Below are 21,276 nucleotides of genomic sequence, written 5' to 3'. Positions count from 1 at the left end.
CAGATAACTGTCGCGCCGTTTTTTGTTGTATCCTCTCAATTATGACGCTTTGGCGACGAATCTTTTATCACCCTGAAGTTAACTACGCGCTGAGACAAACGCTGGTTCTCTGCCTGCCTATTGCTATCGCCATGCTGTTTGGTCAGTTAAGAATGGGAATGCTGTTCGCGCTGGTCCCTGCCTACTGCAATATTTCCGGCCTCGACACCCCGCATAAACGTTTTTTCAAACGCCTTGCTGTAGGCGGCTCGCTGTTTGCCGTAAGCAGTGTTCTGCTCCAGTTGATGCTGATTAACTGGCATTGGCCGCTGCCGCTGATCATGCTTGGCCTGACGCTACTGGTTGGCGTGACCGGCGCGATTGGCCCACTGCATGCTCGCCTGCTGCCCGGCGCACTGGTAGCGGCGATTTTCACCTTGAGTATGGCGGGCGCGGTGCCGATCTGGCAGGCTCCGATGCTGTTCGTGGTCGGCACGGCGTGGTACGGGCTGTTTAACTGGTTCTGGTTTCGACTCTCTGATGAGCAGCCGATGCGCGAAACGCTCAGCCAGCTTTACCATGAACTGGCCGACTATTTTGAAGCGAAATATAGCCTCCTGACCCAGCACACCGACCCTGAAACCGCGCTGCCGCCGTTGCTTAACCGGCAACAAAAAGTTATCGACCTGATCGCTACCATGTACCAGCAAATTCACATGCTACCGACCGGCGATCGTCAGCACCACAAGCGACTGCTGCGAAGTTTTTAGGTGGCGCTGGATTTGCAGGAGCACATTACCGTCAGCCTGCATTTACCTTCAGAGGTGCAAAAGCTGGTAGAGGAGAGCCACGCCGAGGCGGTTATCCGCCGTAACGCAAAGATTATCGCGACCCGACTGCGGGTAATTGCCGGAGACATTCTCTATCATCGCCGTTCTGACCGTTTTACCATGGCCAACGAGCTGGCGGCGCTGGAAAAAATCTCCTCCCGCTATCGAGATAATCCGGTTGGCCAATTCTGCTATTACCATTTCAGCCGCATCGCGCGCCTGCTGCGCACCCAGCGCCCGCTGTATCGTCGCGATTTGATGCAAACGCAAAATCGCCTGCCGTTCTGGCCCGCGCTTAAAAGTTATTTATCTTTCAAATCGGCGGCGCTGCGCAATGCTGCTCGTTTAGGACTGATTCTGGCGCTGGGCAGCAGTCTGGGGCTATTTTTCAATTTGCCCAAGCCATACTGGATTTTGCTGACTACGCTGCTGGTTAGCCAGAATGGTTATAACGCTACCCGTGTGCGTATCCAGCACCGAGCATTGGGCACACTGATTGGCCTGATTGCCGCTGCGGGGCTTTTGCAGCTAGAAATTCCGCAAAACATCACGCTATTTTTCATGCTGATTATCACACTGGTTTCTTACACCGTACTGCGTAAAAACTACGGTCTTGGGATGATTGGCCTGACCGTGACCGCCGTTTATACCCTGCAATTGCTGGCGCTTAACGGCGCGCATTTCCTGCTGCCGCGACTGTTCGACACACTGATTGGCTGCGCGTTGGCGTTTGGTGGCACGATTTGGCTGTGGCCGCAGTGGCAAAGCGGCATGCTCAGGACCAACGCCCATCAGGCGCTGGAGACCGATCAACAGGCTATTCGGCTGGTCTTACACGACAATCCCGACCCTGCCGAGTTGGCCTATGCGCGCATGAAGGTCAATCAGGCTCACAACCAGCTGTTCACCTCGCTGAATCAGGCGATGCAGGAGCCGGGTTTTAATTCGGATTATCTGTCAGATATGCGTTTGTGGGTAACTCATAGCCAGTTTATTGTCGATCACATTAACGCGATGACGATTCTTGCCCGCGAGCATTATATGTTGACGCCGAAGCTGGCGGTCGAGTATTTGCAAACCTGCGAAATCGCGCTGCAAGGCTGTCAGCAGCGACTGATTTATGATGGGCCGAGCAGCGAAAAGTCACTGTTTAACGCGCCGGAGCAGCATTCCGACATGCCGATCACCGAGATGGAACGCCATTTGCGCCGCATGCTGTCGCATCTGGCTGCCATGCATACCATTTCGTCCCTTGCCTGGAAACAACGGCCGCATCACGGGATATGGTTGACGAGAAGAGTGAAAGAGTAAGCGCTGTTTTATGGAGTGACGCAATCGCATTTTCAAGGTCAATAAACTTTGAATCAAGGCCAATAAGCTCTCAGGAGTTTTTCCGGTTCAATAATTTCAATGAGCATTTAACCGGCAACCTGAACTGAGGTCAAAACACCTTCCCTAATGAATTTAATTATCTAGATTTAAATAACAAATCCTAACCTAAGCACCTAAAAAAATTAAAGAAAGCTCTTTAAGAGAACGGGTCTTGACCGCCGTAGAGTTGCCGGGTTTTCTTTGTAAGGTGGGATTGGCGGCCCAAGGCCAACGCTGAGAGCTGCGGTCAATGAAACGATCTCGTTCTTTTGCACTAATCGCGTCGCGAGGGCAAAGGCACGGGTGTCCAGAGGGGATTTGCCTTGGAATCCCCTCTGGCTGGTGTGGGCCAGCGCCCAGTAAGCGCAGCGCATGCAGTCATGCCGTCATGCCGTGCGCAGCACACCAAACGGAGTGTTATTAGCCGACGACTTTCTGCACAGCTTTTTCAAAGCGTGCCATGCCTTCTTTGATGTCTTCGAAGTCGATCACCAGCGAAGGCGCAAAACGCATTACGTTGCTTCCCGCTACCAGCATCATCAAACCAAACTCAGACGACGCATTGAGGAATTCACCAGCGCGATCCTTGTAATTGTCTGACAGCTCGGCACCGATCAGCAGGCCCTGACCGCGGAATTCGCTGAACACGTGATATTTCGCGTTAATGGCTTCCAGCGCGTTGATAAACGCATTGCGACGCTCGGCAATACCCGCCAGCACTTGCGGGGTGTTGATCACGTCCAGCGCGGCTTCCGCTACCGCACAGGCCAGCGGGTTACCGCCGTAAGTGGTGCCGTGTTTGCCCGGAGCCATGACAGAAGCCACTTCTTCGGTGGTGATCATCGCACTCACCGGGAAGCCGCCGCCCAGCGCCTTGGCGGTGGTCAAAATGTCTGGCGTCACGCCGTAATACATATAGCTGAACAGTTTGCCGCTACGGCCCATACCGCTCTGCACTTCATCGAATACCAGCAGCGCTTTATTGGCGTCGCACAGCTCGCGCAGACCTTGCAGGAATTCTTGAGTTGCCGGGGTCACGCCGCCTTCACCCTGAATCGGCTCAACCACAATAGCGCAGGTGTGATCATCGATTACTGCTTTCACAGCCTCGAGATCGTTAAAAGGTACGTGGACGATATCGGCAGGTTTCGGGCCAAAACCGTCTGAATATTTAGGCTGACCGCCAACAGAGACAGTGAACAACGTGCGACCATGGAAACCGTTGTGGAAAGCGATGATTTTGCTTTTGTACGGGCTGTGCTTAGCTGAAGAATAGTAACGCGCCAGCTTAAAGGCAGCTTCGTTCGCTTCTGCGCCGGAGTTGGCAAAGAACACACGGTCGGCGAAGGTGGCGTCGATCAGTTTTTGCGCCAGACGCAAAGCCGGTTCATTGGTGAACACGTTGCTTACGTGCCACAACGTTTCACCTTGCTCATGCAAGGCTTTCACCAGCGCAGGATGGCAATGACCCAGTGCAGTAACCGCAATCCCGCCGGCGAAGTCAACGTATTCGGTCCCTTGCTGGTCCCACACGCGACTGCCTTTACCTTTGACGGGAATAAACTTGGCTGGTGAATAAACCGGCAAAATTACCCGGTCAAATGCATCACGACCTACCGCTGTTTTTTCTGTCATTGCCCTACTCTCCTTTGCGCTGCCGCTGCTTTCAGGGAATCACACTCGAAATGAATGTGAAAATATAATCACAAAATATGCATAAAAAATCACTCACAGGCAAACACTAATCGCCTTCCTGATGTAAGTAATTTTTAATACTCTAAATTTTAAGGAAATTATCCAGCAGCTCATGCCCCTGCTCGCTGAGGATACTCTCCGGGTGGAACTGCACGCCATGCAAAGGCAAAGTGCGATGAGCGATACCCATGATCTCGTCAGGCGCATCGGCGCTGCCGGTCCAGGCGCTCAGGGAAAAACAGTCAGGCAGCGTTTCCGGCTTAACCACCAGCGAATGATAGCGCGTAACGGTTAACGGATGATTAAGGCCCGCAAATACGCCGGTGCCAGTATGCTGAATCAACGAGGTTTTGCCGTGCATCACCTGACGGGCGCGCACCACTTCTGCACCAAAGCTTTGCGCCATCGCCTGATGACCCAAACATACGCCGAGAATCGGCATAATTTCTGCAAAATGCTTGATGGCCGAAAGAGATATCCCCGCTTCATTGGGTGTACATGGGCCGGGAGAGATCACCAAATGCGAGGGGGCAAGGCGGCAAATGTCTTCAAGCTGCAGCTCATCGTTACGTTTTACCATCACCTCCGCCCCTAATTCGCAAAAATACTGGTATAGGTTGTAGGTGAAGGAGTCGTAGTTATCGATAATCAGCAGCATGGTTTTCCGGTTTGGCAAAGTCTGGGATTTAGCCGCGTCATTCTACCTATTTTCGTCAGTAACCCGCAGACTTTTCCCAGACTCAGTCTATCCAGAGCTAGGCATCACTGATAATGGTTTTAAAAACCTCACTCAACGGTTTTTCATCGCCAAAAGCTGCCGCCTTGTTAGCATCAATCCAACGCTGATTTTCTACTTTACTCCAGTCAATCGCATAACCCGCATGAGTCAGCAACTGTTCAAAGAAAATGCGCTGCGCTCGGCCACTGCCATAACGGAAAGGATGCAGAAGATTAATTTCGGAATAGTAGTGCGCGAGGCGTTCGCAAAGTTCCTCCTTGGGCAATCCAACCAGATAGTCTTCGTCTTCCAACCCCTGCATCAGATTATTGCCTTCGCGCTCAATATAGGCGAAATGGCAAAACGGCGTATCGTCTTTGACAATGTCCACCTCACGCAGTTTGCCGGCCCAATCGAACAAATCCTGAAACAGCGTGGCGTGAATGGCGCAAAGATGCGGCAAACCGATGTTCGGCTGCCCCAGCTCGATAGTGGAAGCACGCAGCGGAGTAAACTCCATCTCTGCTTGCAACAGACGATGAGATTCATGGATTTCAAGCTTGTTTCTCAGCACATTAATCCCCTTGTAGAGATAGGGATCGGCACCGGTGACCGGCTTATCGCTCATAGTGCCTCCTCAGCTCTTCAATGCGGTCAAGGACTCGATCTTCCGATAATTCAACGTGCTCGGTTTGCAGATCATCCAAAGCCGCACTGCGCTGAAAGTTCAAGCTTCGCTGTTTGCGGAAAAATTGCTCTTTCTGTTTGTCTGTCATTTTCGTTGCCATACTGATTCCTCCAGTGACCGAAGACAGTGGAGTTTAAGTATAGACGCTGAGAATGATTTTTTAGCCCGTGGCCATGTGATTCAGATATGAGCGAAACGCGTAAGTAAAAAATCACAATCTCCAGCAAAGTAGGCACTTCTTATCTGCTGTAAACGCCACCTCCGTGGCGCAAATTACGGCTAAGCCCAGCCAGACAGGGAAGCTAAAATGCCAACACCAATCTCCTCAGGGAATCGCAGCCACAGTCCAAGACCGATGGAACCAAGGGCGGTACAATCGAGCTCGATAGAGAGAAGCAACAACATCAATCTTGAGAATGCGAACAGAATTTCGAGAAATCTTAAAAACGTCACTTCCTATCAAGGCGGTATTGTCATCAAGAGCAACGACTCCGAACGCCCCTGGAATATCACAGGCGATATCAGAGCGCATAAAAGTATTGTGCTGGAAAACGTGATTCACACCGGGGAAATCATTGAGTCACTGTCCGGTAACATCTCCATGAAACAGTGCAAAGCAGGCTCTAAAATTCAGGCTAGCGGCGATATTATCCTTGATCAGGTCATTCAGATTAGGACAGGAACGGTCGAATCGACCCATGATAGCGTCGAGATTATCAACTCACAGGTTGGTCAGATTAACGCCTCTAAAAATATTAAGATCCAAACGCTTTACACCACTCCAGAACACAAGACAACGGTTAGGAAACTCGGCAACAATCAAGTACATCCACGAGATCACGCCGCCGGTGTTGATACCTTTGATCAAGCTAGCCGTTCGGCTGATAGGCGCAATGGCGAAGTGAATGGCACAGATATTGGTAGGCCTGAGCAAGGCAAAATCCCGGTTGCAGCTGTCATCCGGAATGTGGAAGTAGTCGGCAATGACTTTTACATGACCGAGGACACATTGATCTTGGGACAACATGTCACCAAAGAAAACGCCTTTGGTCTCATCGTCAAGGCCGACAGTAATAGAGACGTTAATTTGATGGGCAAAAATTTCTACCTAAACGGCGAGCTGATTTGCAGCCCGAACTATTTACAAACGTTTTCTGCCGCCAGTAATTGACCCAAGTACGCCGCGTAAAATTTGACGGCCCAAGTCTCTTGCCATGCTTTTTGCTGCCGTTTGTACGATGCCGTCGTGCTTACCACCGCGCGGGCCGGTGGTTCCAAACAGAAGATCGTTGAGACCGTCCATGAGTCCACCGCCAGCAGATTTTTCGGCGGCAGGATTTTTGGCCTCGACGCTATCCCCGTTTGTTCCAACCGTATTAAATCCCTGAGCGTTAAGTTTTTCATAAGCGGATTCGCGGTCGATGGCGTCTTCATAGCGACCATACAAAGGTGACTGATTGATTGCTTTGTTGAGCCCTTCTTCACCCAGCGGCCCCATTTTCGACTCCGGCGCAATCACCATTGCTCGCTCAACAATTGCCGGACGACCTTTTTCATCGAGAAATGAGATCAATGCCTCGCCGACGCCAAGTTCGGTTATCGCAGTTTCGGCATCAAACGCAGGATTAGCGCGCAGCGTTTGCGCCGCTGCACGTACGGCTTTTTGGTCGCGCGGGGTAAATGCGCGCAAGGCGTGCTGAACTCGGTTGCCGAGCTGCCCCAGCACTGAGTCGGGAATATCCAGCGGATTCTGAGTCACGAAATAGATACCCACGCCCTTGGAGCGGATCAGCCGCACCACTTGTTCAATTTTAGTCAACAAGGCCGCAGGGGCATCGTTAAACAGCAGGTGGGCCTCATCGAAGAAAAACACCAGCTTTGGCTGTTGCGGATCGCCGACTTCGGGCAGATGTTCAAACAGCTCGGCCAGCAGCCACAACAGAAACACCGAATAAAGTTTCGGCTGATTGATGAGCTTGTCCGCTGCCAGCAGGTTGATTATGCCCTGCCCATTGGCGTCGGTTTTCATTAAATCGTTAATGTCCAACATCGGTTCGCCAAAAAACTGATTGGCGCCCTGACTTTCAAGGGTCAAGAGTCCCCGCTGGATAGCGCCTATCGAAGCGGGAGAAATATTGCCGTATTGGGTCTGGAACTGTTTAGCGTTATCGCCGACAAATTTCAGCATTGCGCGCAGGTCTTTCATGTCGAGCAGCAGCAGGCTATTGTCGTCGGCAATTTTGAACACCAGCTGCAATACGCCATTTTGTACTTCATTGAGATCTAACAGACGACCCAGTAATAAAGGGCCTAAATCGGAGAGCGTAGCGCGGATCGGATGACCCTTTTCGCCGAAAATATCCCACGGAATAATGGTGCAAGCCGAGGGTTGCCAGTCTGTGACGCCAATCGCGGCGAGTCTGGCGCTGAGTTTATCGGAGGCCACAGCCGCGGTGCCAATTCCCGATAAATCCCCTTTTACATCGGCAAGAAATACCGGTACGCCAATGCGTGAAAACTGCTCGGCCATTTTTTGCAGCGTAACCGTTTTACCGGTGCCGGTAGCACCGGTTATCAACCCGTGGCGATTAGCCAAAGCAGGGAGAATAGCCAGATCCTGTGCCGGTTTCCCGGCCTGCATTGCTTTTGCAATAACACGAGGTTCACTCATCTTTTCTCCTTGCACGGCCGCCTGTAAAAGCGCGCAGGCAGCCTTGGCTTAAGCTTTAAGAAAGGTTATGGCAAAACTTTAGCAGAAAGAATGACAATTGGTGTTACCGGGACATTCTGATAAGGCCCAACGTTGTCGGTTTTCACTGAGGAAATCTTGTCTACAACATCCATCCCTTTGATAACCTTGCCAAATACTGCATAGCCAAAATCAGTTTGACCATGGTCGAGGAAGGCGTTATCCGCGACATTCAGGAAGAACTGGCTAGTGGCACTGTTTGGATCGGAAGTGCGCGCCATAGAAATAGTACCGCGCAGGTTACGCAGGCCATTGTCCGCCTCGTTTTTGATCGGCGGATTGGTGCTCTTCTGCTGCATCTTGGCGGTAAAACCCCCGCCCTGAACCATAAAGCCCGGGATCACGCGATGGAAGATGGTGTTGTTGTAATAACCACTATTCACGTAATCGACAAAATTAGTAACGGAAACCGGTGCCTTCGCGTTATCGAGTTCCAGCTCAATGTTCCCCGCCGAGGTGGTCAACATGACGTGGGTATCCGCAGACTTGGCTGCAAACGCCGCAGGGGCCATCGCAGTGAGGGAAAGCAAAGCAGTGAAGGTCACTAAAGTACGTTTAAACATGACGGTTCCTTTCTCCATTAGGCAAGCAACAAAACGCATTGATTCTAAAGACCCTCTCACCATCGCGCCAGACCTTTACCGTTATTTACGCAATGCGAGCACAAGCCTTTGAATCAGCGTGTAAAATCGATTAATTCACTCTTCTCGAGATGAATCATTGTTTCAGCAGGGCGCGTCTCGGCGATCACTTTGCCATGACGAATAGAATAGCGCACTGGCACCTGGCGTCGAACGGCATCAAAGCCGTTTTCGGCTGGTAAAATAATCAGATTGGCAACATGGCCGTTTTCGATGCCATATTCCGGCAAATTCATAGTCTTGGCGCTGTAATGAGTGATCAGATTAAGGCCGTCGTTGATCTGCTCGTAGCCCATCAGCTGGCATACGTGCAGCCCCATTTGCAAAACCTGCAACATGTTGGCGGTGCCCATCGGATACCACGGGTCAAACACGTCATCGTGGCCAAAGCAGACGTTAATCCCCGCCTCTAGCATTTCTTTGACCCGCGTAATGCCGCGACGCTTGGGATAGGTATCAAAGCGCCCCTGCAAATGGATATTAACCAACGGGTTGGCGACAAAGTTGATACCGGAGAGCTTCAGAAGACGGAACAGCCTGGACGTATAAGCGCCATTGTATGAATGCATCGCAGTCGTATGGCTGGCGGTCACGCGCGCGCCCATATTTTCACGATGCGCCAGCGCGGCAACAGTTTCCACAAATCGCGACTGCTCGTCGTCAATCTCGTCACAGTGTACGTCAACCATGCGGTTATATTTCTGCGCCAGCGCGAAGGTTTTATGCAGAGACTCGACGCCGTATTCGCGGGTAAACTCAAAATGCGGGATAGCACCGACTACATCTGCGCCAAGTTTCAGCGCCTCTTCCAGCAAAGCTTCGCCGTTGGGATAAGACATGATCCCTTCCTGCGGAAAGGCAACAATCTGTAAATCAACCCAGGGAGCGACTTCTTTCTTGACCTCAAGCATTGCCTTCAGTGCAGTCAGGGTCGGATCGGAGACGTCTACATGGGTGCGAACGTGCTGAATACCGTTGGCGATTTGCCATTTCAGGGTGATCCAGGCGCGTTGTTTGACGTCTTCATGAGTCAGCAAGGCTTTGCGTTCAGCCCAGCGTTCAATCCCCTCAAACAGAGTGCCCGAGATGTTCCACGATGGCTCACCGGCGGTCTGAGTGGTATCAAGATGAATGTGCGGCTCGATAAACGGCGGCAGAGCCAGCCCACCCTGCGCATCGAGAACGTCATCGCCTTGGTTATCGCCCTGCATTTGAGGCGTTATCTGGGTAATTTTTCCATCTTCAATATCGATCTGCCACAGGCCCTGAGTAAACGGCATGCGTACATTCTTAATCGCTCGCAGGCTGGATTGCGTCACCTTTACCTCTCTGTCAGTGTCAGTTTTTCGATGATTACATAAACAATACAGCCTGATACTCGCCAACGGGTAGAAATTTAACGCAAATTTATGACATTCGCATCAGCCGCACGACAGGTGTTAATTTCTCTGACCGTGATTTTCATTCTCGCAGCTGGAGGCGGGTAGGCATTCACTCACGCAAATGACTCCTTGCTGACAGCCAATACCGAAATGCTGCTCCAGAGAGCTCCAGCCAAGCGCGGTGACTTTTAAAGCTCGCGACTCGGCCGATCGGCTTAGCCAATTCCATGCTAAAAAAGCCTCTAACAGCACGGCACCCAAACTTCCGGCAAGGTGATATTGCCGTTCGGTCCAGTCAAGGCACTGGCGAATATTTTCGCCGTGATCCGCACGAATCTCCACGCCCTGCTGCTCAAGCCAGTACCTACCGGCGCTGGTCAGAGAAAAATGTAGCCCTTCTTCTGCGACGATAAGACCGCGTCTCAGCATGCCCTGGGTCACCGCTACGCCTATTTGCCCGGCAAGATGGTCGTAACAGCAACGCGCAAAACGCAAATCTTTGGCAGAGCGATTGGGCGTAGTTAGCCAAGGCGAAGTCACCGGCCCGACCGAGGCCAGACTCTCAAGAAGCTGGGAAATATGCGGGCCCGCCAGTTGGTAATAGCGATAGCGCCCCACCGACTCCACGTTTATTAACCCGCCATCGCGCAGCTTTCCGAGATGAAAACTGGCGGTTTGTGCGGTAATTCCCGCCGCCTCAGCCAACGCGCTGGCGGAAAGGGCTTCCCCACCGGACAAGGCGATCAGCATCACTGAACGCACGGGTTCGGCGATAAGATGGGCCACGACCGAAATATGAAATTGGTTCATTTGGCACGCCAGTGAAAGGGAGTTATATATTTATCAAAGTAGATGACACTTCGATTCGGCTCGAATCATTATTAAGTGCATGCAGGGTATAGTCAATTTATCCCCCCTATGGACTCGTAATATTGCCCATGAACACCACCCCTGCTCAGAAATGGTTATTGGCAGCAACCAGTATTAGCTACATCATCGTTATCCTGGATACTTCAATTGTTAATGTCGCCCTCGCGCCGTTGGCAGCAACTCTACACTCGACCATCACCGGCCTGCAGTGGGTAGTCAGCGCCTATACCGTTACTTTCGCCAGCCTGCTGCTCAGCGGCGGCGCATTAGGTGACAAACTGGGTGCCAAAAAAGTTTATCTCAGCGGTTTGCTGCTATTTGCCGTCGCCTCGGCGGGATGCGGTTTATCAACATCACTCTCTGCTCTCGTGGTTTCACGTATTTTGCAGGGCGCGGGCGCGGCATTGCTGGTGCCTGCTTCTTTATCGTTGATTAATGGCGAATTTTTGGCTGCGCAACAGCGCATCAAAGCAATTGGCATCTGGGCCGGTTGCGGCGGGATCGCCATGGCTGCTGGCCCCTTACTCGGCGGCATACTCATCCAGTTGTTAGGCTGGCGCAGCATTTTTCTGCTCAATATCCCCATTGCTCTGCTCGGCGTGCTCATAACTATGCGCATCTCGGTGATAAAAAATCCCGTCCAAAAGAGGCCAATAGACGTGCCTGGGCAGCTGCTGGCCATTATCGCGCTGGGATCGTCCATCGCCGTGCTGATTGAAGGGGTAAGTCGGGGATGGCAGGACCCGTGGATTGTCGCGTGTATGGTTGTGGCAGCACTTGCCTGGTGTTTATTCATTTTCATCGAACGTTCCATCGAGCAGCCCATGCTGCCGATGACGTTGTTCCGTCAGCCGGAATTTTCCGCTGCGGTTGCCGTCTCGCTGATCTCCGGATTGGTATTTTATGGCCTGTTTTTCCTGCTGAGCCTTTATTTGCAAACCGTGCGCGACTGGTCATCGCTCGATACCGGACTGGCTTTCCTTCCCTTGACTATGCTGGTCACACTCGGGAGTTTTAGTGCAGGAAAACTTAACCGACAATTCGGTGCTTTTTGGCTGATCACCGGCTGCTGTGGACTTTACGCCGCGGGTTTTGCCGGACTACTGGTACTTGGGGAAAACCCTGCCTACTGGCGGATTGCGCTGTGTTTTCCTGCGCTAGGACTTGCCGCTGGAATCATTACGCCAGTCGCCACTTCGGTGGTTATGAATTCGATTACGAGAGATCAGGCCGGGATCGCCGCCGGCGTGCTCAACGCAAGCCGACAGACCGGCTCGGCGCTGGGAGTCGCAATTTTTGGCGGCTTGCTCGGCGCCGTAAAACCGCTCGCTACCGGCATTCATCTCGCCGTCTGCATCGCCATTGCTCTCTCGCTGCTCGGCGGCGCGCTGTGGGCAACCACACTCAGCAGGAATTCAGCGCATAAAAAAACCACGCCGTAAAAAGCGTGGTTTTAATATTTATTACTCAGAACAAATCCAAGTCATTGGCGTTGCAGCCAGGCGTCAAGAACGAAGGATTTATGGAGCAGCAACGAAGCCGATAGCTTCATAAACCTTCTTCAGCGTGACCTGTGCACGAGCGCGGGCTTTTTCTGCACCTTCGCGCATCACCTGCTGCAAGAAAACTTCATCAGAACGATACTGGTGATAACGCTCTTGCAAACCAGTGAGCATTTCTGAAACGGCTTCGGCTACTGCGCCTTTCAGGTGGCCGTACATTTGACCTTCAAACTCGGCTTCCAGCTCGGCAATGCTCTTACCATTCACGCCTGACAGGATATCCAGCAGGTTAGACACACCCGGTTTCGCCGCCTGATCGTAACGGATGACCGGTGGATCTTCCGAGTCAGTCATCGCACGCTTAATCTTTTTGGTCACCGACTTGGTGTCTTCCAGCAGGCCAATCACGTTATTGCGGTTGTCGTCGGACTTGGACATTTTCTTGGTCGGGTCCTGCAAAGACATCACGCGAGCACCAGACTTCGGAATAAACGGCTCTGGCACGGCAAAAACATCACCATACAGCGCGTTGAAACGACCGGCAATATCGCGGCTCAGCTCAAGATGTTGCTTCTGATCTTCACCGACCGGGACCTGGTTGGTCTGATATAGCAAAATGTCTGCCGCCATCAGCACCGGGTAGTCAAACAGACCGGCGTTGATGTTTTCAGAATAGCGCGCCGACTTGTCTTTAAACTGGGTCATGCGGCTCAGCTCGCCAAAATAGGTGTAGCAGTTCAGCGCCCAGCCCAGCTGAGAATGCTCGGCAACGTGAGACTGAACGAAAATGGTGCTCTTCTTCGGATCAATACCACAGGCCAGGTACAGCGCCAGCGTATCCAGAGTCGCTTTGCGTAATTGAGCAGGATCCTGACGTGCAGTGATTGCGTGCAGGTCAACGATGCAATAAATGCAGTCATAGTCATCTTGCATTTTAACCCATTGACGCAGAGCACCCATGTAGTTACCAATGCTCAATTCACCAGAGGGTTGTGCGCCACTAAAGACGATGGGTTTACTCATTTTTTATGCTTCCTGATCCTTTAAAGGGGATAGCCCGAAGAGGGGCAAAAGGTCGGCAAAGCGTTCAAGAACCCGACTGGGTTTACTCAGCGCAATGGCTTCGCCGTAATTATAACCGTAGGTCATTCCAACGCTCTGACAACCAGCAGCCTGCGCCGCTTGAATATCGTTGCGGGAATCGCCAACAAACACCAGCTCGCTGGCTCGCAGGCCTAGATTGGCCAGCATCAGGTACAGAGGCGCGGGGTGCGGTTTTTTCTGCACGACGTCGTCACCTCCCAATACCTGGGAAAATAGCTCATCAATGCCCAAAGAAACCAGCAAAGGTGCAACGAACGGCGTCGGCTTGTTGGTAATCAGCCCTAACGGAATGCCCGCCGCAGCCAAAGCATGCAGGGTTTCTTTAACTTGAGGATAAAGCGTGCTGCCCGAAGCGGCAGTTTGTGCGTAATAATGATCAAACTTATCGCGCACTTTTTGGCAGAACTCAGAGCTAAGGTCACCCTCCGCCCAGCGCACTGCGCGCTCGACCATAACATCAGCGCCGTTGCCAATCCAGGTGCTGACTCGCTCAACGCCCGCTGCGGATAATCCTGCGTCGACCAGCGCTTTATCTACCGCCTCGGCCAGACCCGGCGCGCTGTCTACCAGTGTCCCGTCAAGGTCAAAGGCGACACCTAGCGGAGAAAGCGTGTCAGTCATGAGAAACCTTAGCCAGCTCGCTGCGCATCTTGTCGATCACCGCACGGTAGTCAGGCTGGCCGAAAATAGCCGAACCGGCGACGAACATGTCGGCACCTGCGGCAGCGATTTCAGCGATATTATCGACTTTAACGCCGCCGTCGATCTCAAGACGAATATCATAACCACTGGCGTCAATGCGCTGACGCACCTGACGCAGCTTGTCGAGGGTTCCTGGAATAAACGATTGACCACCAAAACCAGGGTTAACCGACATCAGCAGGATCACGTCGAGCTTGTCCATCACGTAATCGAGATAGCTCAACGGCGTTGCGGGCGTAAACACCAGACCCGCCTTGCAGCCGTGTTCTTTAATCAGTTGCAGCGTGCGGTCAACGTGCAGAGAGGCTTCCGGATGGAAGGTAATATAGGTCGCGCCGGCCTCTGCAAACTGTGGGATCAGGCTATCAACCGGCTTCACCATCAGGTGAACATCGATAGGCTTGTTGATCCCTTTATCTTGCAGATACTTATGCAAAGACTGGAGCACGGTTGGCCCGATAGTCAGATTCGGCACATAGTGATTATCCATGACATCGAAATGCACGACGTCGCCGCCCGCTTCCAATGCTTTAACGGTATCTTCACCCAGACGAGCAAAGTCAGCCGCCAGAATGGACGGAGCAATCAAAAAATTTTTCATCCGTTTCTCCTACTCTCTACGTTTAGTCAGGCCAATACCTGTCAGCATAGGTGGCTTTAGCTAAATAACGCCAACAGCTCAATCACCTTGCTGCGCTGCAATATATTGCTGCTGATAGTCCGTCTTGCCGTAACCTCATGCAAGGTGGCAGAGGAATACCAGTCACGAGTCAACTCGGTATCATGGTTAGAGATAAGTACCGGCACCTGACGCTCAGATAAAAGCTGTTTTGCCAGATTGGCCAGATTTTGCTGGTCATTCAGGTTAAAACTGTTGGTATGGTAAGCCGTAAAGTTCGCCGTGGCCGAAAGCGGCACGTACGGCGGATCGCAATACACAACCGATCCTTTTTGCGCCTTCAACAGAGTTTGCTGGTAATGCTCACATACAAACTGTGCATTCTGTGCTTTTTCAGAGAACCAGCGCAGCTCATCCTCAGGAAAATAAGGTTTCTTGTAACGGCCAAAAGGCACGTTGAAAGATCCACTAAGGTTATAGCGGCAAAGACCGTTGTAGCAATGGCGGTTCAGATACAAAAAGAGCAGAGAGCGGCGATACACGTCGTTACAGGCGTTAAATTCGCCTCTCAACTGGTAATAAAGCTCTGACTGGTTGAATTCTGGAGTAAAAAGCTCGCGAGCGTCACGGATAAATTCCTCATGACGCGTTTTCACGATGTTGTATAGGTTGATCAAATCACTGTTGATATCGGCCAAAATATAGGCGTCATAATCGGTGTTCAGAAACACCGAACCCGCACCGACAAAAGGCTCAATCAAACAATCTCCCGCTGGCAGATAACGTTTGATGTCATCAACCAGCGGATATTTGCCACCAGCCCATTTTAAAAAAGCGCGGTTCTTCTTCATGCCGTCAGTTAGCTACTTATACAATTCACAGCCGCGGATTGTACCCTGTTTTAGACAGCACATCGCGTACAGATCAAATTCATTTTTTAAGGTCTTGCTGTACCTGGTGTACAGGCTTGACCCACGGTTTTTTCGCTTGAACATCGGCAGGCAAACTGGCTATCGCGCGCTTCGCATCGGCAGATGACGCATAATTGCCGCTGACCAGAACGAACCACGGTTTACCATCGCGTTCTGTTTGGTAGACGGTGTAGTTTTTAAGTCCCTGCTGGCGAGCAAAGGCGTTCAAAGAGTTCGACTGCGAAGCACCACTAAGCTGCAGGGTAAAATGGCTACCCGGAGCAGACTTGAGGGCGGCAACGCTGCCTGACTCAACGGCAGAATGCGCAGGTGCAGCGGCCTGGTGAGCAGCCTCTGGTTTTCTGGATTCCGGCTTACGAACCGGTTCGGCAGCACGGGCAGCTGGCGTTGCATGCTCGGCGCGACGCTCGCTACGATGTTCGACTGCAGTGGTTTTTTCTGGCGCACGACGGGCCTGATGCGGCGGTATAGTGACCGTTGAACGACCTTTCAGGCTGCCGTTAAGGGTAGCCGGACCGGTTGGCAACGAGGTCAAAGACTGCGCGCCTGCGGCATTGATGCCATCCTGAGCGGCGGCATTAACCTGCCCTTGCTGCTGGGAAAGCGCATCATTCATGTCGCCCGGCAGGTCAACACGCTCTTTCTGACCATTATCAGCCTGCGGCTGTGCGTCAGTTGGCGTAGAGGAAACAGGAGGCAGACCAATGCTTTTCGGTTGCGATGCACCATTGGCGGCGTCATTTGCAGCACTGTTGTTTATGGCAGTATTGTTTGCTGCTGCACTGTTGGTAGCTGCATTACCTGCATTGGCATCAGACGGCGCAGTGGCGGCCGGAGTCTGAGCGTTTGGTGTAGTAACAGGCGTGCCCGCTGCAGGAGTCGCATCACCGCTATTGCCAGACAGGTTAATATCTTTAGGTCCGTTAGATGGAGCCGCAGCGCCATTTTGGCTAGGGGATTTCAGCGCAGAACCGATGCCTAAAATGACCAGCAACAGCACGATAATGCCGATACCAATCATTAAATACTGACGGGAGACCGCAAGCTTGGGTGCCTGTGAAGACGGTTTGCGCGAGCGCTGTGGGCGGCGGTCGCTGGTATCTGGCTTAAGATCGTCTTCCGGTGTTAAATCGTCCATCTAAAATCCTCCAACCCGTCTGAATGTCAAGGTACACGGCTGTCTTCGATCGACGCCAGAACCATGTCATGAGGTACACCTTTACGAACTTCCGATTTCCCGATAGCCGTAGGCAGAACCAGTCGCAGTTCACCTGCTAACACTTTTTTATCGCGCATCATGTGCGGCAGATAAGATTCGGCAGTCATCTCTTCAGGCCCGCTGACAGGCAAACCTGCTCGTGCCAGTAGAGATTTGACGCGTGCGATATCTTCAAGGCTAAACTGCCCCAGGCGATGTGCGGTGTAGCAGGCCATGATAATGCCCGCTGCCACAGCTTCGCCATGCAACCAGACGCCGTAGCCCATGGCCGCTTCAATCGCGTGGCCGTAAGTGTGGCCCAGATTGAGCAAGGCACGCATGCCGTGCTCGTGTTCATCGGCAGCAACCACTTCGGCTTTCAGCTCGCAGCATCGACGAATACAGTAGGCCAGCGCGGTGAAATCCAGCGTTAGCAGTGCATCGATGTTGTTTTCGAGCCAGACAAAGAAGTCAGCATCAAGAATGATGCCGTATTTGATAACCTCGGCCAGACCGGACGAAAGCTCACGGGCTGGCAGAGAGCGCAGGCAGTCTAAATCGACCACAACGGAGGCTGGTTGATAAAACGCCCCAATCATGTTTTTGCCCAGCGGATGGTTGACGGCAGTTTTGCCACCAACGGAAGAATCGACCTGAGAAAGCAGCGTGGTAGGCACCTGAATAAAGCGCACACCACGTTGATAACTGGCCGCAGCGAAACCGGTTAAATCACCGATTACGCCGCCACCAAGTGCCACGAGGGTGGTATCACGACCGTGAGGCTTTTCCAGTAAAGCAGAAAATACCTCATTGAGAACAGACAGGGATTTGTACTGTTCGCCATCAGGCAGGATCACCTGATCAACACGAACGCCTGCTTGCTCGAGCACTGAACGTACTTTGTCCAGATAGAGAGGTGCCAATGTCTGGTTTGTTACCAGCATGACTTGATCACCCGCCTTTACAGGCATAAAAGAAGCCGGATCGTTAAACAATCCGGCGGCAATCGTAATGGGATAACTACGCTCCCCCAACGTTACAGTAATCCTCTCCATGTCGTGCTCTATGACCTTCTTAACTTACACCCTCAGGCAGTGGTGGAATGCCATAACTAGTTGCTTTCAATCATGTTAATAATTTGATTGGCAACAACTTTGGCGCTTTGGTCGTCAGTACGGATTGTCACATCCGCGATCTCTTCATACAGCGGGTTGCGCTCCGCCGCCAGTGCTTCAAGCACTTCACGTGGCGGTGAACTTACCTGCAGTAAAGGACGTTTCTTGTCACGTTGTGTACGTGCCAGCTGTTTTTCAATTGTAGTTTCTAAATAAACGACGACGCCGCGGGCTGACAAGCGATTACGGGTTTCGCGAGACTTAACGGAACCTCCACCAGTTGCCAGAACGATGCCTTGTTTTTCGGTGAGCTCATTGATCACTTTCTCTTCGCGATCGCGGAATCCATCCTCACCTTCCAAATCAAATACCCAGCCCACATCAGCTCCGGTACGTCGCTCAATTTCGTGATCGGAGTCAAAAAACTCCATATTGAGTTGTTGAGCTAACTGTCGACCAATAGTGCTTTTGCCGGCACCCATAGGCCCAACCAGAAAGATATTGCGTTTCTCTGCCATGTTTTTCGGTATTACTAAGACAATTCGTTGATGATAACCCGCCCCGCCAATCAAATCAGCGACGGGACCTAAACTGAAACCTCATGAGCGATAGTGCGAGATCAGATGAAAATTATCTCAACACTCCTGGTAGTTTGGCAACCGAATAAATTACATAGCGCGCCGCAGGAGGGAAACCATACGTTTTTAACAGCGCGTTGGCATTAAATAAAAATCTCGGTGCTCAATTCGGTAACCCTTGTAAGCTAAATCAGCCGCAGCGTCAAACTCAGAAGCCTTTCCCGGCACAAAAAGTTGCATAAGCTCAACGAAATTGTGCGATTTCAGTCAACAGTATACCTAAACTATTGGATGCTATTGGCTGTTGATTAACGTTGGGGTGATAAAAATAACTAATTCGCGACGTTGGTCATGTGCTGACTGTTGTTTGAACAGCCCTCCAACCAGCGGAAGACCGCCTAAGCCGGGGACTTTATTCACCGTGTTTATATCCTGTTGCTGAAATATTCCGCCCAAAACTAAAGTTTCGCCGTCCTTAACGGTAACCTGGGTCTTAATTTCCTGCTTGTCTATCGACAGCGCCTCCCCCTCAGCCTGCTTTATTTTCCGTCCTGGCATATTTTGGCTGATTTGCAGCGCCAGCGTAATTGCTCCGTTAGGCAGAATTCTCGGCGTAACTTCCATACCCAACACCGCTTCTTTGAATTCAATAGAGGTTGCTCCACTGGCACCGCTTGACACCTGATAGGGGATTTCGGTGCCCTGCTTGATGCTGGCGGTTTGCATGTTGGCGGTCATCAGACGCGGGCTGGCGATAATATGTACTCGGTCTTTCTGTTCCAGCGCCGATAATTCCAGGCTCAAAAGACGTTCTCCGATGCGCGCCAGCGTGAAACCAGCAGTAATCATCGGGTTTTCAACCGCAGCGCCAATATTTACGTCGCCGATTGACGCCCTTTTGCTGGCAATCTCTGGCCTATTCAGCCCCCACTTCACACCCAGCTCACGTAAATTATCTTGATTCATGGTGACGATGTGCGCGGCCAGCTGTACTTGTTGAATAGGAAAATCCAGGGCACTGACCCACACTTTTGCATTGTCCAACTCGGGTTGAGTATCGCGGATCAACAGCTGATTGGTGCGCGAATCGGCGCTCACCAATGCTCTCAATGAAAGTAATGTGCCCTTCTGCGCGCTGAGCTGAGTCGCGACTGCCGTTGCGTCTGCATGTTTCAACGCCAGCGTACTGCTGATTAATGGACGCGCCAGCTTTTGCCGTTCTGCCTGTTCGGTTTTTTGCTGACGCTGTCGAGCCAGTTCGGTTTCGGGAAAAACCATCAGCACGTTGCCCTGCTTCTGGCTGGTCAGCCTGCCCATGCGCATGACGATGTCCATCGCCTGTTGCCATGGCAGCGTATTGAGACGCAGCGTCAAATTACCTTCCACGCCTTGCCCGATAACCAGATTTAGCTGCTGATGGTCGGCCAATGCGCGTAAAATCAATCCGATAGGGGCCTCAAAAAATTCCAGGCTGATCGGTGCCACAGTCGTTTTTTCGTTTTTTACTGCCGCAGAAGTTTTGGCTGCTGGAGTCGTCTTGCCCGCAGCATGAGCGGAAAAGGTAAACTCCAGCACCAGCACGGCGGCACACATTATCCGCAGTAAAAAAAATGCAGAATGAAAAGCCGCGGCAAAAAAACGCATTATTTTAGCGAATATTTTAATTAAAAAGGGGGGCATCATGTCCTCCGTGACATTTTTTGCAGGCTCAGGGTCCTGCCAGAGTGAAAGTTTGCTGCTTTACACCGCAGCGCGGACGGCCAAAACTGACCCGAACCTGTTGTTTACTCACTTCATCGACATAACCAAGCCCGTCGGCCAGCGTGTCTCCGGTTCTGGCCCGCAACCACTCTCCGCTCGTCAAACGCAGCCAACCGGTAAAGCCTCGAGCATCGCCAATCACGCCTCTGAGTTCCGGCAGCCCTTGCCGTTCATTATTGATATCGCACTCTTCGACTGCAGCGGACTCGGTCAAAAAAGGATCCCTGAACAGAGGCATGGCAAACTGTTGCCGAGCCTGCTTTATTTGCTCGGCGGTGATTCTGCCGTGATAGGACGCCAGCTGCAGCGTCACGTCGAGAATAGCGTTGTCGGGATCGGGCCGGGTCAGCAAAAGCTGCTCTATCGCCAACGGCGCTGTTGATTGCGTCATCAGACCATCAAGCAGCTTTACCAGCCCGTTAAAGGGCAATTGCAGCTTGAATGAACCTTGCTGCTGCAAACCGTTGTCCTGACCATCCGCAACAGGCGCAGGCCTTTGGGGGAGCCAATGCAGCAATTTCCCTCCAGCCGTACTGAGCGGTGCAAGCAACTGTTGCGGCAGAGGGGGAATCATCGTCGGTAAAGGGGCGATGCCAACCAACACAGCCTGCAACTCTGCACGCGAACGCTGGCGTAGCAGTGTGCGCTGCTGTTGGTGAATCTTTTCTCGAAGGGTTGTAATCTGCGTTTCAATCACCGCCGCCGATTGAATCAGCATTGACAGCGTGAGCCAGTAACCCCCCGCCAAAATCAACAGCAGTAAAAAACTGATTAGCGCCGCAATTTGCCAATCGGGTCGGAGTAATAAATGCAGGATAAATTCGCGGTATTCCTTGCGCATG

The 21,276-nt window shown here is 52.0% G+C and carries 19 protein-coding genes and 1 pseudogene; 3 read left to right on the top strand and 17 right to left on the bottom strand.

What is annotated here, in order from left to right:
- Nucleotides 1–41 precede the first annotated feature (41 nt).
- Nucleotides 42–2,120: pseudogene (locus SPM24T3_RS05735) on the top strand (YccS/YhfK family putative transporter).
- A gap of 480 nt (nucleotides 2,121–2,600) precedes the next feature.
- Here the strand turns inward: SPM24T3_RS05735 and SPM24T3_RS05730 are convergent.
- The 4 genes from SPM24T3_RS05730 to SPM24T3_RS24535 all read right to left on the bottom strand — a co-directional run bounded on the left by SPM24T3_RS05730 (nucleotide 2,601) and on the right by SPM24T3_RS24535 (nucleotide 5,381).
- Complete coding sequence (locus SPM24T3_RS05730) at nucleotides 2,601–3,815, bottom strand: aspartate aminotransferase family protein (protein ID WP_009635771.1); 1,215 nt, start codon at nucleotides 3,813–3,815, stop codon at nucleotides 2,601–2,603.
- A gap of 142 nt (nucleotides 3,816–3,957) precedes the next feature.
- On the bottom strand, nucleotides 3,958–4,533 hold the full coding sequence (locus SPM24T3_RS05725; RefSeq protein WP_009635770.1) for an aminodeoxychorismate synthase component II: 576 nt from the start codon (nucleotides 4,531–4,533) through the stop codon (nucleotides 3,958–3,960).
- Nucleotides 4,534–4,630: 97 nt separating this feature from the next.
- Complete coding sequence (locus SPM24T3_RS05720) at nucleotides 4,631–5,221, bottom strand: putative adenosine monophosphate-protein transferase Fic (protein WP_009635769.1); 591 nt, start codon at nucleotides 5,219–5,221, stop codon at nucleotides 4,631–4,633.
- On the bottom strand, nucleotides 5,211–5,381 hold the full coding sequence (locus tag SPM24T3_RS24535; protein ID WP_009635768.1) for a YhfG family protein: 171 nt from the start codon (nucleotides 5,379–5,381) through the stop codon (nucleotides 5,211–5,213). The genes SPM24T3_RS05720 and SPM24T3_RS24535 overlap by 11 nt, the downstream gene beginning before the upstream one ends.
- Before the next feature lie 207 nt (nucleotides 5,382–5,588).
- Between SPM24T3_RS24535 and SPM24T3_RS05715 the strand changes: the two genes are divergently transcribed.
- Nucleotides 5,589–6,452 carry a hypothetical protein gene (locus SPM24T3_RS05715; protein ID WP_009635767.1) on the top strand — a complete coding sequence of 288 codons (864 nt, stop codon included), beginning with the start codon at nucleotides 5,589–5,591 and terminating at the stop codon, nucleotides 6,450–6,452.
- Here SPM24T3_RS05715 and SPM24T3_RS05710 read toward each other — a convergent pair.
- The 4 genes from SPM24T3_RS05710 to SPM24T3_RS05695 form a co-directional block, all read right to left on the bottom strand.
- Entirely contained in the window at nucleotides 6,423–7,952 is a 1,530-nt protein-coding gene (locus SPM24T3_RS05710) for a helicase HerA-like domain-containing protein (protein WP_009635766.1), read from the bottom strand. The genes SPM24T3_RS05715 and SPM24T3_RS05710 overlap by 30 nt on opposite strands.
- Nucleotides 7,953–8,017: 65 nt before the next feature.
- On the bottom strand, nucleotides 8,018–8,593 hold the full coding sequence (gene ppiA / locus SPM24T3_RS05705; protein WP_009635765.1) for a peptidylprolyl isomerase A: 576 nt from the start codon (nucleotides 8,591–8,593) through the stop codon (nucleotides 8,018–8,020).
- A 113-nt stretch (nucleotides 8,594–8,706) separates the two neighbouring features.
- A complete protein-coding gene (locus SPM24T3_RS05700; protein ID WP_009635764.1) occupies nucleotides 8,707–9,990 on the bottom strand; it encodes a cytosine deaminase in 1,284 nt (427 codons plus the stop codon).
- A 120-nt stretch (nucleotides 9,991–10,110) separates the two neighbouring features.
- Nucleotides 10,111–10,863 (bottom strand): helix-turn-helix transcriptional regulator, encoded by a 753-nt coding sequence (locus SPM24T3_RS05695; RefSeq protein WP_009635763.1) that lies wholly within the window; start codon nucleotides 10,861–10,863, stop codon nucleotides 10,111–10,113.
- 128 nt (nucleotides 10,864–10,991) lie between these two features.
- On the opposite strand from SPM24T3_RS05695, the gene SPM24T3_RS05690 reads away from it, so the two are divergent.
- Nucleotides 10,992–12,365, top strand: a complete 1,374-nt coding sequence (locus tag SPM24T3_RS05690) for an MFS transporter (RefSeq protein WP_009635762.1) — start codon at nucleotides 10,992–10,994, stop codon at nucleotides 12,363–12,365.
- Between the two features lie 78 nt (nucleotides 12,366–12,443).
- Here the strand turns inward: SPM24T3_RS05690 and trpS are convergent, their stop codons facing one another.
- The 9 genes from trpS to SPM24T3_RS05645 form a co-directional block, all read right to left on the bottom strand.
- Nucleotides 12,444–13,448, bottom strand: coding sequence for a tryptophan--tRNA ligase (gene trpS, locus SPM24T3_RS05685; protein ID WP_009635761.1), 1,005 nt, complete (start codon nucleotides 13,446–13,448; stop codon nucleotides 12,444–12,446).
- Between the two features lie 3 nt (nucleotides 13,449–13,451).
- Entirely contained in the window at nucleotides 13,452–14,150 is a 699-nt protein-coding gene (locus SPM24T3_RS05680) for a phosphoglycolate phosphatase (protein WP_009635760.1), read from the bottom strand.
- A complete protein-coding gene (gene rpe / locus SPM24T3_RS05675) occupies nucleotides 14,143–14,832 on the bottom strand; it encodes a ribulose-phosphate 3-epimerase (RefSeq protein ID WP_009635759.1) in 690 nt (229 codons plus the stop codon). Before rpe ends, SPM24T3_RS05680 begins: the two co-directional genes overlap by 8 nt.
- Nucleotides 14,833–14,888: 56 nt before the next feature.
- Entirely contained in the window at nucleotides 14,889–15,701 is an 813-nt protein-coding gene (dam, locus tag SPM24T3_RS05670; protein ID WP_009635758.1) for an adenine-specific DNA-methyltransferase, read from the bottom strand.
- Nucleotides 15,702–15,780: 79 nt separating this feature from the next.
- Nucleotides 15,781–16,920, bottom strand: a complete 1,140-nt coding sequence (locus tag SPM24T3_RS05665) for an SPOR domain-containing protein (RefSeq protein WP_009635757.1) — start codon at nucleotides 16,918–16,920, stop codon at nucleotides 15,781–15,783.
- Nucleotides 16,921–16,946: 26 nt separating this feature from the next.
- The gene (aroB, locus tag SPM24T3_RS05660) at nucleotides 16,947–18,035 is read right to left on the bottom strand and encodes a 3-dehydroquinate synthase (protein ID WP_009635756.1); all 1,089 of its coding nucleotides are present in this window, start codon (nucleotides 18,033–18,035) and stop codon (nucleotides 16,947–16,949) included.
- A gap of 56 nt (nucleotides 18,036–18,091) precedes the next feature.
- Complete coding sequence (aroK, locus tag SPM24T3_RS05655) at nucleotides 18,092–18,613, bottom strand: shikimate kinase AroK (protein WP_009635755.1); 522 nt, start codon at nucleotides 18,611–18,613, stop codon at nucleotides 18,092–18,094.
- A gap of 354 nt (nucleotides 18,614–18,967) precedes the next feature.
- Nucleotides 18,968–20,317, bottom strand: a complete 1,350-nt coding sequence (hofQ, locus tag SPM24T3_RS05650) for a DNA uptake porin HofQ (RefSeq protein WP_237712979.1) — start codon at nucleotides 20,315–20,317, stop codon at nucleotides 18,968–18,970.
- A 64-nt stretch (nucleotides 20,318–20,381) separates the two neighbouring features.
- A complete protein-coding gene (locus tag SPM24T3_RS05645) occupies nucleotides 20,382–21,275 on the bottom strand; it encodes a hypothetical protein (RefSeq protein WP_009635753.1) in 894 nt (297 codons plus the stop codon).
- Nucleotide 21,276 lies beyond the last annotated feature (1 nt).

The sequence above is a fragment of the Serratia sp. M24T3 genome (assembly GCF_000257645.1).
Lineage (GTDB): Bacteria > Pseudomonadota > Gammaproteobacteria > Enterobacterales > Enterobacteriaceae > Rouxiella.
Note: the sequence above shows the minus strand (reverse complement) of the source record. Positions and strands in the feature narration are given on the sequence as shown.